Genomic DNA, 12,684 nt, shown 5'->3' on the forward strand with positions numbered 1-12,684 from the left:
GATCGAATGCGCGCTCTCGTGCGACTCGGCGCATACCTACGTCGGGAACGGCGGATGCTCGGCGCCGGCCTCGGCTTTCTCCTCTTGGCCACGGGTTTTGACGTGGCGGGTCCCGTGCTCGTGCGCGTCGCCCTGGACCGCTACGTCGCCCCGGGGAACTTCGATCCGGCGCCCCTGTTTGCACTTGCCGTCCTTTACCTCGCGACTTTGGCCGCTTCGGGACTCTTCCACTACCTTCAGTACCTCCGCTTAGGGGAGGTCGCCTTGCGGGTGATCCTCCACCTGCGCCGGGAGTTGTTGGCCAAGGCGTTTCGTCTCCCGTGGGCCGCCTTTCGCCGCCGCCCACCCGGCGAACTCGTCTCCCGCATCCTTTCCGACACGGAGGCTCTGAAGGAATTCCTCCTCTTTGCCCTCGGGTACCTCGTCTACAGCGCCGTGTACCTTTCGGGCGTGCTCGCGGCGATGTTCTTTCTCGACCGCCGCCTCGCGTTGTTCCTCGTCGCCCTTCTCCCCCTTTTGGGATTCGTGTTTTGGCTCTACGGTTCGCTCCTCATCCCCTTGTACCGTCGCGTGCGGGCGCAGACGGCGGAGGTTTCCGCCTTTCTCCAGGACGCCCTCGGGGGACTCGCCGTCGTCCGCGCCTTTCGCCTGGAAGAGCGCTTTCTTTCGGACTTTCGCGAACGCGTGGAGTCTCTGCGGCGCGAGCTTTCGCGCCAGGTCGTCCTTCACGCGCTTCTCGGACGCCCCCTCATCGACCTCATCGCGCTGGCGACGCTCGCGGGAATCGTCGCCTTCTTTGGTACCGCCTCCTTGCGCGGCACCGTAGAGGTAGGCGTGCTCTACGCCTTCCTCACCTACGTCGGACGCCTCTTCGAGCCGATCGCCGAGACGGTCGCCCAGATGGCGGTCGTCCAGCACGCCGCGGCGGCTTCCGAGCGGGTGTTTGCCTACCTCGACGAACGAGAAGAAGAAAGCGGCCGAGAAGAAGAAGGCGACGGGCAGAGCGCCCGCCGCCTTCCGGCCGAAACCCCGTTTGGGGCGCGTTCGGCGGCCCACGTGCGCTTTGCCGACGTGTGGTTTACCTACGACGGCGCGACGTGGGCGCTACGCGGGATCGATGTGGAGCTCTCCCCGGGGAGCTTCGTGGTCGTCGTCGGGCGTACGGGGAGCGGAAAGTCGACCTTCCTCCGTCTTCTCCTCCGGTTGTACGCGCCGACGCGCGGGCAAATCTACCTCGACGGCGTTCCCTTGGCCGCGCTTTCGGAAGAAGAGTTCGTCCGCCGTATCGCCCTCGTGGAGCAGGAACCCGTGCTCTTTGCCGGCGACCTCGCGTTCAACGTGCGCCTGTACGACGCCCGTCCGGAGCGGGACGTAGAGCGCGTCCTTCGCCGCGTCGGTTTGGGGGATCTCCTCGACCGGCTTCCGAACGGCCTCTTTACCCCCGTGGGGGAAGCCGGGTCCCGCCTTTCTTCGGGAGAACGCCACCTCCTCGCCCTTGCCCGCGCCCTCCTCCGCGATCCCGCGCTCCTCCTCCTCGATGAGGTCACCGCGCACCTGGACGCTTGGACGGAGGAGCGCATCCTCCGCGTCCTACAGGAAGAAAGGGGACGGAGGACGATCGTCGCGGTCGTCCACCGCCTCCGGCTCGCGGAGGCCGCCGACGAAATCCTCGTCTTGGACGAGGGGCGCGTCGTCGAGCGGGGAACACACGCCGAGCTCCTCGCCCGCAAGGGGCGGTATGCGGCCCTCTACGCGACCCGCAAAATCGAAGATCTCGAGGAATTCCAAGAGGGAGCCCTTTCCTGACGGAATCGCAAGTCCCCGGTCTCGGCGGGCGCCTTTTGCCCTTCGTGGTACAATGGAGGCAGAAAGCCCTGGGGAGGGAAGAGGTATGTCCGTCCTTCGGCGTACGCTCGCCTACGGTTTGGGAACCCTGTCCGTCTTGCGGGCGGAGGCCGTCCGCTTCCTGGAGGAAGGAGCACTTACGGCGGAGCGGCAGCGGGTGTCCCCTTCGCCGTGGAAGGAGCGGCTGTACCGCTTAGGCGAGGAAGAGCGGGAGCGGCTCACCCGAGAATTCGTCCGCGCGTGCGTCCTGCGCCGGCGGCTCAAGGAAGAACTCGAGGAGCAGGGTGTGGCTTCGCGTAAGGACCTTCAGGCGCTCGAGGAGCGCCTCGCGCGACTCGAAGCGCGGATCGAGGAGCTCGCGGCCCTCGTACGCGAGTTCGGCGCCCGCGTCGAGGGGGAGTGATGCCGCCCTGCGGAAGGAGATTCGCGCGTTTGCCGTTCGAAAGGGGTTGCGTGCCGGCCCGCGGCGGTAGGGGGTCGGCCTGGGCGAGGCGGTGAAGAGATGCTCCGCGGCGTGTTGCGCCTCGGTGAAGTGGCAGGGAAGCTCGGGATCTGGGCGGCGGGAACGGCGGCGGCGCTCGCCTTGCGCGGGGCGTGGCGCGACCTACGGGGGGCGCCGCCGGGAACGTGGGGCGCGATCCTCCTCCGCCGCCACGGCGACGTGCTCGGGAACCGCCTGCGCGAACTCCTCGTCGACTTGGGTCCCGCCTTCGTGAAGTTCGGCCAGGTGGCGAGCACGCGCATCGACCTCTTTCCCCGAGCGATGATCCAAGCGCTTGCGGAACTTCAGGACGAGGTTCCGCCTTTTTCCTATGCGGAGGTGCGGCGGACGGTGGAAGCCGAGTTCGGTGCACCGCCCGAGGCGATCTTTGCAGAATTCGACCCCGTTCCTATCGCTTCTGCGTCCTTGGGTCAGGTGCACCGCGCCCGCCTCGCGGACGGCCGCGAGGTTGCTGTCAAGGTTCGGCGGCCGCACATCGAAGAAGCGGTAGAGCGTGACCTCGCCGTCATCCGCTTTCTCGTCGCCTGGGCGGAGCGCCTCCTACCCGCCGCCCGAAAGATCGCCTTGAGCGAAAAGGTCGAAGAGTTCGGAGAAAGCCTGCGGCGCGAGCTCGACTACGTGCGCGAGGGAAATCACGCAGATCTCTTGCGCTCAGCCCTCCTCCCGGAAGCGGGGGTGAAGATCCCTGCGGTGATCTGGGAGCGGACGACCGAGCGTGTACTCACCCTCGAGTATGTCCGCGGCGAGAAGCTCAAGGATTTCCTCGCCCGACCGCCCCAGACCTCCGAAGAACGGGCCTTTCGAAAGACGGTCGCCGTCCGCCTCGTGCGAACGATTGTACGCCAGATGTTTCGAGACGGCGTGTTTCACGCCGATCCGCACCCGGGGAACGTCTTCGTCCATCCGGACGGCACCCTGACGCTCATCGACTTCGGCATGGTAGGGCGCCTCCCCGAGCGCCTTCGGGACGGCATGGCCCTTCTCGTGGTCGGCCTCATGCAAAAGGATACGGATACGATCGTCCGGGCCGTTCGGGCCATGCAGCTCCTCCCTCCCTCTGCCGACCTCGCCGCCTACCGCGCGGACGTCGACCGCCTGCGCGAGAAGTACTACCACCGCCCCTTTCACACGGTTTCCGTCCCCGAAGTCTTGGACGACCTCTTGGGCCTCGCCCTCCGCCACGACGTAGAGGTCCCCCGCGAGCTCACGCTCATGGGCCGCGCCCTCGGCCTTCTCGAGGGGATCGCCGTGCGCCTCGATCCGGAGCTCCGCCTCGTCGACCTGGCAGAACCCATCGGGATCGAACTCCTCCTCCATCGGCTTTCGCCCCCGGAGGTGTACCGGCGCGCGCGCGTGCGCCTCGAGGAAGACCTCGCCCTCGTCCGCCGGGCCCTTACCGCCCTCGCCGCCTTAGCTCCGGACGAAGAAGGCGCTTCGGTGGGGAGACCCCGTCGCCGGGACAGAAGGCGCGAAAGGGCGCCGGAACACCTCGGCGCCCTCGATTGGGCGATCCTCTCCCTCGCCTTCGTCCAGGGGGCGGCCCTCCTCTTCGTCCTCCTCGTCCTCCTCGGTACCCTGGGGGCGAGAGGCACGCTTGCGGCCGCCGCATCTGGGGCGCGCGTCGTGGGGGAAGCCGCATTGGCCGCGTTTTCTGCCCTTCCCGCGCCGCTTTGCGGAGCTGCTCTCGTCGGTGTGGGTGCCGTCTTCGGGGCGCGTGCAGCTCTCCGCATCGTCCGTCGGAAGTAGGGCGCGTTTAGCGGCGTCCACCTCGAAGGAGGGGAGGTTCGTCGCCGCCGCGCCAGAGGTCCGTAGCTTCCCACCAGGCGGAGAAGGCCAAAAGGAGGTCTTCCCGTCCGCGGGGGGCGAGGACGTGCACCCCGACGGGGAGCACCCTTTCTCCTGCCGAAGGCTCTTGGAACACGTCGGGGTACGCCGTCCCGAGGGGGAGGGAGGCGGCGGGAAGGCCGGCCATGTTTGCCGCCTGAGTGTACGGCGTGCGCGCCGTGAGCGCGGTGACGAAGGCGTGAAGTCGTCCGTCCCTTCGAAGCGCTTCTCCCCCCGAGGCGGCAAGGGAGAGGAGGTCGCCTTCGAGGGCTTCGCCCATGCGCCAGCTGCCGATAGGAGGCGGGAGGATCGCCGCTGCCGGCGTGAGGAAGAGGTCCCATCGGGTGAAAAATTCGTCCAGCCTGGCGGCGAGAGCGTCCCAGCGCTCGAGGAACTCCACGGCTTCCGCGGCCGAGATCGCCTCCCCCAGCCGACCGAGGAGGTAGGTGGCCGCCTCCACCGAAGGAGGGGCGAGGAGGTCTCCGCCGTCGGAAGCGGGGGAGGGGCGGAGGCGCCGCGCAAGGGCGCGGAGGGTACGGTACGTTTCCGCGTACACGAGGGGGAGGAAGCCCGCGACGAGGTCTTCCGACGTGTAGGGCAGGGGGACTTCCTCGACGACAAAGCCGCGTTCCGCGAGGTAGGCCGCCGCCCGTTCCACCACTTCCCGCACGCCCGGATGCGGCGTTTCTCCCGGAAAGGGGTGGGCGGTGGAGAAGGCGACGCGCGGCTTTTGGTGCTCCACTGCCTCCGGACGGGCCGCCTCCGCAAAACTGCCCGCAAAGGGGACACCGGGGAACGCACCGCCGGGCTCGAAGGGCCTCGCCTTCTGCCAGAGCACGTCCAAGACGAGGGCGGAGTCGCGGACGCTTCGCGTGAGCACGTGATGGGCCGCCGCCCCCTGCCAGCCGCGACCGCGGGCAGGACCTATGGGCGTGCGGCCGCGGGATGGCTTGAGGCCGAAGAGACCCGTGTAGGCGGCGGGAATACGGATGGAGCCGCCGCCGTCGCTCGCTCCCGCCAGGGGGACGAGCCGTGCGGCGACGGCAGCCGCCGAACCGCCGCTCGAGCCCCCTGGGGAACGGCCTTCGTCCCACGGGTTGCGCGTAGGTCCGTAGGCCTCGGGCTCCGTGACGACCCAAAGGCCGAATTCCGGCGTATTCGTAAACCCGAGGACGACCGCGCCGGCCTCGAGGAGCGCTTCGGCGAAGTGCGAGGTTCCTGATGCTCTGTGGCCTCGCAGGGCGCGGGAGCCGTGGGTTTCCGGGCAGCCGCGGACCGACTGTCCGAGGTCCTTGAGGAGGATCGGCACCCCCCACAGGGGCATCCTCTCCCGAGCCTCGCGGGGGAGGGCGGCGAGTTCGCGCACGCGGGCGCGCGCCTCCGCTTCGCAGATGTGGACTACGGCGTTGAGCCGCGGGTTTTGGCTGCGGATCCCTTCGAGGGCGGCTTCTACGAGTTCTTCCGGCCCCAGCTCGCCTTCCTGGAGGATTTGGGCGAGACCTAGGGCGTCGTGGGTGCGCAGGGCGCTCCGCACGTCTTCGCTTGCCACCGGACTTCCCCTCCTCTTCGTGCGTTTACGGCCGATAGTTCCCGACTTCCCCTTATCCCCGCGCTTCGTCTGCGGGGAGCCGGGGATTCCTTTCGTCCGGCGACAGCCCGGAGGCCCCCGCGGTCGTCCCGCCTACGGCGTGCGGGGGTATGTCCCGGAGCCAGAGGGGGGTCTTTTCGAGGAAGTCGGCGACGGCGAGGAGGAGATCCTCGCGCCCACGGCCGGACATGAGCTGTACGCCGATGGGAAGCCCGTCCTTCCGTCCGGCGGGAACGCTGGCCGCCGGAGCGCCGGTGAAGTTTGCCAGCTGGGTGAAGGGGACGCGGCCGATTGCCTCGAGGAAGATGCGGGTGAAGGCGCCCAAACGCTCCACGACCCCCTCCAGGCGGAGACGCGCCACGAGTTCGAGGAGGAGTTCCTGCGCCCGCGACCCCCCTTCGCCCAACCGCGGGGCGACGTCCATGGCCGTAGGGGTGACGAGGAGGTCGTAGCGCGCGAAGAACTCGTCTACGGCGAGCGTCGCCCGGTCCCAGAGTTCTACCGCGTCGAGGAAGTCGGCGGCCTTGAGCCTTCGGCCGAGGCGGGAGAGGAGGCGCGAGGCGGCCTCCGTCTCTTCGGGGCGGAAGGACGGTACGAGGGCGGGGAGGCGGTAGGCGTACAGATGGGCGACGTCGGCGAGGTACGCCGTGAGGTAGCTCAGGGTGAGGCGTTCCCCGTCGACCTGTGGGTAGGCTTCTTCCACCGCGTGCCCTTGGTTTGCCAGCGCTTCGGCGACGGCGCGCACGCTCTGCGCTACGGCCGGGTGGGGTTCGCCGCCGAGGGGAGACCGCGTCCAGACGGCGACGCGCAGAGGCTTCCTCCGCCCGATCGCCTCTCCGTTTGCCGCCTCGCGGTACGAACCGTCGAAGGGCGGGGCGACGAAGGCGGCGCCCGGTTCGTAGGGGCGCACCTTGGCCCACAGCACGTCGAGCACGGCGGCGGAGTCGCGGACGCTACGCGTGAGGACGTGGTTGATCCCGAGGCCGAAGAGTGCCCGACCGCGGCCGGGTCCGATGGGGGTGCGGCCGCGGGTCGGCTTGAGGCCGAAGAGCCCCGTGTAGGCGGCGGGGATGCGGATGGAACCACCGCCGTCGTTAGCCCCGGCGAGGGGAACCATGCGCGCCGCTACGGCAGCCGCCGAGCCGCCGCTCGAGCCTCCCGGGGAGTGGCGCAGGTTCCACGGGTTGCGCGTCGGGCCGTACGCCTTAGGTTCTGTGGTCCCCATGAGGGCGAACTCGGGGACATTCGTGATTCCGATCACGAGAAACCCCGCCTCCCGCAGGGCTTCTGCAAAGCGCGAGGTGAAGGAGGCGCGCACCCCCCTCAGGGCGCGCGACCCCATCGTGTGCGGCTCGCCGGCGAGTTCTTGGATGAGGTTCTTGAGTCCTATAGGTACGCCGAGGAAGGGCGCATCCCCGCGATCGGCGGTCCCCCTCACCGCTTTAGCCTCGTCGCATGCGTCGGCTTCGCGGAATGCCTCCTCCCGCACGTAGACGAAGGCGTTGAGCTCGGGGTTTTTCGCGGCGACGGCGGCAAAGGCGAGGTCTACGGCCTCGCGGCAGCTGAGTTCGCCGCGGCGGATCCGCTCGGCGAGTTCTGTTGCGTCCCACTGGGCGTAGGCGTGTACGTCGGACGGAGCGATCCCCATGAGGTTCACCTCGACGTCGGTCGCGTTCCCGCGTTCGCCCACGAACGCGGGAACCTTTGTCCGTATCCTACCACGTCCTGCCCCGTTCCGAACGTGGTTTCCGCCGCCTTTTCGTCTTTCCCGTCGGCCTGTGGTACAATATTTCGCAACTGTTTCATTTCCGCGTACCGACCTTGGCCGAACGTCGCGGACCGGGGGCGCTATTGCAGCGTCTACCGAGAGCGGGTAAGCGGGAAACGGAGGCGAGTTCTGTGCGGGTGTTCGTCACGCGCCGCATTCCCGAGGAGTTTCTCGAGCCTCTCCGCGCCCACGCGGAGGTAGAGGTTTGGCCGGAGGCGGACGTCCCCCCGCCGCCGGACGTCCTGCGCACCAAGGCGATGGATGCCGAGGGCCTCATCACCCTCCTCACCGAGCGGGTAGACCGAAGCCTCCTCGCGTCGGCCCCGAAGCTGCGCGTGGTGGCAAACCTCGCCGTGGGGTACAACAACGTCGACGTCGCCGCCGCCTGCGAACGGGGCGTCGTCGTGACCTACACCCCGGACGTCCTCACGGAGGCGACGGCCGACCTCGTCCTCCTCCTCGTCCTCGGCGCGGCTCGGCGGGTGCGCGAGGCGATCGCACTCGTGGAGGAAAATCGCTGGCGCGGTTGGGCGCCGTTCGACGGCCTCGGCGTCGACCTCGCCGGCAAGACGCTTGGGATCTGGGGGATGGGACGCATCGGCGCTGCGGTGGCCCGCCGGGCGCGGAGCTTCGGCATGGACATCGTTTACCACAACCGGCGTCCGCGGGAAGATCCGACCGTACGCGAACTCGGGGCGCGCTACGTGTCCTTCCCGGAGCTCCTCGCCCTTTCCGACGTTCTGGTCGTGCTCGTCCCCTACGCTCCGGAGCTTCGGCATCGCATTGGCGCGGAGGAAATCCGCGCCATGAAGAGCGGAGCGATCCTCATCGTCGCCTCCCGCGGGGGGATCGTGGACGAGGCGGCGGTGGCGGAAGCGCTCGCGACGGGCCACCTCTTTGCCGCGGGCTTCGACGTGTACGAAGTCGAACCCCTTCCCGAGGATTCCCCCCTCCGTCGGGCGCCGCGCGTCCTTCTCCTTCCGCACATCGGAAGCGCCACGGAGGAGACGCGGGCGGCCATGGCGCGTCTCGCGGTGGACAACGTGGTCCGGGTCCTCCGCGGGCTTCCCCCACAAACTCCCGTTCCCGAGTGTGCGGACCTCGCGGGAAAGTCGTGAGGGCTTTGCGCTAAACGGCCTTCGGCTCTCCTCCGCGGCGAAAAAGAACTTCGAAAGGAACCTTCCGAAATCGTTCCGTACCGAAAAGGGTGAGCCGACGTGTCCCGAGGAACCTTTACCTTTGATGTCTGCGCCGTGCGCGCCGAGGTCTTGCGCACGCTCGATGCGGGCGGGCGGTCCGTGCGGATCGTAGACCTCTCCCGACTGGACGAGCTCACGGACGGCGCCGTACGCCGCCTCCCCTTTGCCCTGCGCATCTTCCTCGAAGGGATCTTGCGCCACCTCCCGTGTCCAACCGCTCCCTACCGTGCCGAAGCCGGAAAGCGCGCCGACTTTGCCGACCTTGCTGCGGCGGCGCGCCGCCTTCTCGCGTACGGGGGATTTGCGGAGGCGGGAGAGGCGACGGCGGAGGGCGGAGACGTCCCCTTCTACCCTTCGCGCATCCTCCTTCAAGACTACACGGGAGTTCCCCTCGTCGCCGACTTGGCGGCGCTGAGGGACGCCGTGGCGGAACGGGGCGTAGATCCGCTGCGCGTAAACCCCGTTCTCCCCGTAGACCTCGTGATCGACCACTCCGTGAGCGTCGAAGCGTACGGCACACCCGACGCCCTCGAACGAAACCGCGAAATCGAGTTCGAGCGCAACCGCGAGCGCTTCCGCTTTTTGCGCTGGGCGCAGAACTCCTTCGCGAACTTCCGCGTCGTGCCCCCGGGGAGCGGCATCGTCCATCAAGTAAACCTCGAGTACCTCGCGCGCGTCGTCGAAGTGCGCGGGGAGGACGAACCTTGGGCCTTTTTCGATACGCTCGTAGGCACGGACTCGCATACGACGATGGTGAACGGGCTCGGCGTACTCGGGTGGGGCGTCGGCGGGATCGAAGCGGAGGCCGCCATGCTCGGCCGTCCCCTCGTATACCGCCTCCCGGAAGTCGTCGGCGTAGAGCTCACCGGACGACTCCCCGAAGGGCGAACGGCGACGGACCTCGTGCTCACGCTCACCCACCTCTTCCGCCGCATCGGCGTGGTGGGCAAGATCATCGAATTCACTGGCTCCGGCGTACAAGCCCTGACCGTCGCCGACCGCGCGACGGTGAGCAACATGGCACCGGAGTACGGGGCGACGGCGGCCCTCTTTCCCGTGGACGACGCCACCCTTCGCTACCTCGAACTCACGGGCCGTGCGCCGGAACACGTCGCCCTCGTGCACGCCTACCTCGAAGCGCAGGGAATGTTCGGCGGAGCGGCGCGGGGAGAAAGGCGGTACGCCCTCGAGATCTCCTTCGACCTCGGAAGCGTCGAGGCGACCGTGGCCGGGCCCAAGCGCCCGCACGAGACGGTTGTCCTGCGCGAGGTGCGGGACGCCTTCCGAAGCGCCCTCGAGCGTCCGCGGGAGGCGGACGGATACGGAAAGTCGGGTGCCGAGGCGACACGCGAGGTGGCCTTGGACATAGGTGGGCGTTCCTACGCCCTGCGCCACGGAAGCGTGGTGCTCGCGGCGATCACGAGCTGTACGAACACGTCCAACCCCTCCCTCATGCTCATGGCGGGGCTCGTGGCGAAGAAGGCGCGTGCCTTTGGCCTCCGCGTCCCCGCGTACGTGAAGACTTCGCTCTCCCCCGGGTCGCAGGCGGTCACGCGCTACCTCCGCGAGGCAGGCCTCCTTTCGGCTTTGGAGGAATTGGGCTTCCACGTAGTCGGGTACGGGTGCATGACGTGCATTGGCAATTCCGGTCCCTTGCCGGAGCCTGTGGAGCGGGCGATCCGCGAGGGAGACCTCGTCGTCGCTTCCGTCCTGAGCGGAAATCGGAACTTCGAAGGGCGGATCCACCCGCTGGTCAAGGCGAACTACCTCGCCTCGCCGCCGCTCGTCGTGGCCTTTGCCCTCGCGGGGCGCGTGGACGTGGACTGGGCGACGGAGCCTTTGGGATTTGCCCCGGACGGACGGCCCGTATACCTCCGCGACCTCTGGCCTTCTTCCGAAGAAGTCGAAGAGCTCCTCTTCCGCGTCGTGACCCCCGAGACGTTTCGCGCGGTGTACTCCCGGATTTTCGAAGGCGACGCGCGCTGGCAGGGACTCGACGCCCCCCGGGACGTCCGCTTCGCCTGGGAGGAAGACTCCACGTACATCCGCCGCCCACCCTTCTTCGACGACCTGCCGCCCAGCGCCCCTCCCCTCGAAGACATCCTCCACGCCCGCGCGCTCCTCGTCTTAGGCGACTACATCACGACGGACCACATTTCCCCTGCGGGGACAATCCCTGCCGATTCGCCGGCCGGGCGCTACCTGCAGGAGCGGGGGGTTTCGCCCCGCGACTTTGGCACATACGGGACGCGCCGCGGGAACCACGAGGTCATGGTGCGGGGGACCTTTGCCCACCTTCGCCTTCGCAACGCCCTGGCGGGTGGCAAAGAAGGGGGGATCACCCGCCACTTCCCGAGCGGCGAACTCCTCTCGATCTACGAGGCGGCGGAGCGCTACCGCGCCGAAGGGGTTCCCCTCCTCGTCTTTGCCGGCAAGGCGTACGGGACGGGCTCTTCCCGCGACTGGGCGGCAAAGGGGACCCGGCTTCTCGGGGTGCGGGCCGTGATTGCCGAGAGCTTCGAGCGGATCCACCGGAGCAACCTCGTGGGCATGGGCGTACTCCCGCTGGAACTCCCCCCTGCCACCAGGGTGTCCGACCTCGCGCTTACGGGGGAGGAACTCTTCGACCTCCGCGGCCTCTCCGCGCTCGAACCCCTCGGTACGGTCGAGCTCGTCGTGCACCGTCCGGACGGAACCGCGGACGTATATCTCCTGCGCGTACGCATCGACAGCGACGAGGAACTCCGGGACTTTCGCGAAGGAGGGCTTCTCCCCGCCGTCGCGCGTGAGATCATCCGTTCCCGAGGGTAACGCGCGAGACGCCTCCGTCCCGCCGGTCGGATTTGCGGCCTCGGGCTCCGAAGGGGGAGCCCGAGGACTCCTATTGCATAACTATGCGTCTCTATGTATACTTACATCCATCGACATCGCCTCGCCTCTGCGGGAAATGCGGGGGCGGTCGTCGCGGCGAAAAAAAAGCAGAGTTTCGGATTTCCGACAGGACGGAACGGAAACGGGGGGATCGCGCGTGCTGCGCGGCATTCGGCTGTCCAAGAGGTCGGCGTTTTTGGGGATTCTCGTCTTCGCCCTCGCCTTGGCCCTCGGGGCTTGCGGGAAAGGCCAGGAGGCGGCAAATTCTCCGGGAAGCACGGCGGCAAACGCAGGCGGTAAGGTCTACATCGTGGGGACGGATGCAGCCTACAAGCCGTTCGAGTACGTGAACGACAAGGGAGAAATTGTCGGCACGGACATCGAGCTCATCAAGAAGCTTGCGGAGATCGGGGGCTTCCGCGTGGACATCCGGAACATCGGCTGGGATGCCCTCTTCCAGGCCGTGCAAAACGGCGAGGTGGATATGGCAATTTCCGCGATTACGATCACGGACGAGCGGAAGAAGACCTACGACTTTACGCAGCCGTACTTCGAGGCCCACCAGCTCATCGTATCCCGTGCGGACCATCCCGTAAGGAGCGTCGAGGATTTGAAAAACGGGACCTTCCCCGTCGGCGTGCAAAACGGCACCACGGGGCACGAGGTCGTCAAGAAGATCCTGGGGGACACGAACCCGCGCATCCGCTCCTTCGAAAACACGCCGTACGCCTTGAAAGAGCTCGAGAACGGCGGTGTAGGCGCCGTGGTGGCGGACAACGCCGTCGTGGACCTCTACGTGAAGGAAAACCCCGGCTCCAAGCTCGTCACCGCCGACGATCCCATGTTTGAAAAGGAATACTACGGGATCATGGTGAAGAAGGGGAATGCGGAGCTCCTCAACCTCCTGAATTCCGCGCTCGACAAGGCCAAGAAGCAGGGACTCCTCAAGCAGATCTTCGGCGCGGGCGCCGTCGAATAAGCCTCCCCGTTCCGGGGCCCCGCCCAAGGAGGTTGGACGAACGATCGGTGGGGAACTCGCGCAACTCGCGGCACTGAACTTTCGCTGGGACATCCTCGCCCACTACCA

Annotated in this window: 8 protein-coding genes; 6 read left to right on the forward strand and 2 right to left on the reverse strand. The window is 67.8% G+C overall.

Annotated elements, in window-relative coordinates:
- The first annotated feature begins 6 nt into the window (after positions 1-6).
- The 3 genes from C7438_RS06620 to C7438_RS06630 all read left to right on the forward strand — a co-directional run bounded on the left by C7438_RS06620 (position 7) and on the right by C7438_RS06630 (position 4,093).
- Positions 7-1,806 (forward strand): ABC transporter ATP-binding protein, encoded by a 1,800-nt coding sequence (locus C7438_RS06620; protein WP_147402009.1) that lies wholly within the window; start codon positions 7-9, stop codon positions 1,804-1,806.
- 85 nt (positions 1,807-1,891) lie between these two features.
- The gene (locus C7438_RS06625) at positions 1,892-2,248 is read left to right on the forward strand and encodes a hypothetical protein (protein ID WP_121444581.1); all 357 of its coding nucleotides are present in this window, start codon (positions 1,892-1,894) and stop codon (positions 2,246-2,248) included.
- A gap of 99 nt (positions 2,249-2,347) precedes the next feature.
- Positions 2,348-4,093 carry an ABC1 kinase family protein gene (locus C7438_RS06630; RefSeq protein WP_121444582.1) on the forward strand — a complete coding sequence of 582 codons (1,746 nt, stop codon included), beginning with the start codon at positions 2,348-2,350 and terminating at the stop codon, positions 4,091-4,093.
- A gap of 7 nt (positions 4,094-4,100) precedes the next feature.
- On the opposite strand, the gene C7438_RS06635 is transcribed toward C7438_RS06630, so the two are convergent.
- Together C7438_RS06635 and C7438_RS06640 are read right to left on the reverse strand one after the other, a co-directional pair.
- Positions 4,101-5,720, reverse strand: a complete 1,620-nt coding sequence (locus C7438_RS06635) for an amidase (protein WP_170143618.1) — start codon at positions 5,718-5,720, stop codon at positions 4,101-4,103.
- A gap of 52 nt (positions 5,721-5,772) precedes the next feature.
- Positions 5,773-7,449, reverse strand: coding sequence for an amidase (locus tag C7438_RS06640; protein WP_121444584.1), 1,677 nt, complete (start codon positions 7,447-7,449; stop codon positions 5,773-5,775).
- A gap of 209 nt (positions 7,450-7,658) precedes the next feature.
- Between C7438_RS06640 and C7438_RS06645 the strand changes: the two genes are divergently transcribed.
- The 3 genes from C7438_RS06645 to C7438_RS06655 all read left to right on the forward strand — a co-directional run bounded on the left by C7438_RS06645 (position 7,659) and on the right by C7438_RS06655 (position 12,576).
- Positions 7,659-8,645 (forward strand): 2-hydroxyacid dehydrogenase, encoded by a 987-nt coding sequence (locus C7438_RS06645; RefSeq protein WP_121444698.1) that lies wholly within the window; start codon positions 7,659-7,661, stop codon positions 8,643-8,645.
- Between the two features lie 99 nt (positions 8,646-8,744).
- The gene (acnA, locus tag C7438_RS06650; RefSeq protein ID WP_211322121.1) at positions 8,745-11,537 is read left to right on the forward strand and encodes an aconitate hydratase AcnA; all 2,793 of its coding nucleotides are present in this window, start codon (positions 8,745-8,747) and stop codon (positions 11,535-11,537) included.
- A 217-nt stretch (positions 11,538-11,754) separates the two neighbouring features.
- Positions 11,755-12,576 (forward strand): basic amino acid ABC transporter substrate-binding protein, encoded by an 822-nt coding sequence (locus C7438_RS06655; RefSeq protein WP_211322122.1) that lies wholly within the window; start codon positions 11,755-11,757, stop codon positions 12,574-12,576.
- Positions 12,577-12,684: the final 108 nt, after the last annotated feature.

Origin of the sequence: Brockia lithotrophica (genome assembly GCF_003633725.1) — a bacterium.
Lineage (GTDB): Bacteria > Bacillota > Bacilli > Thermicanales > DSM-22653 > Brockia > Brockia lithotrophica.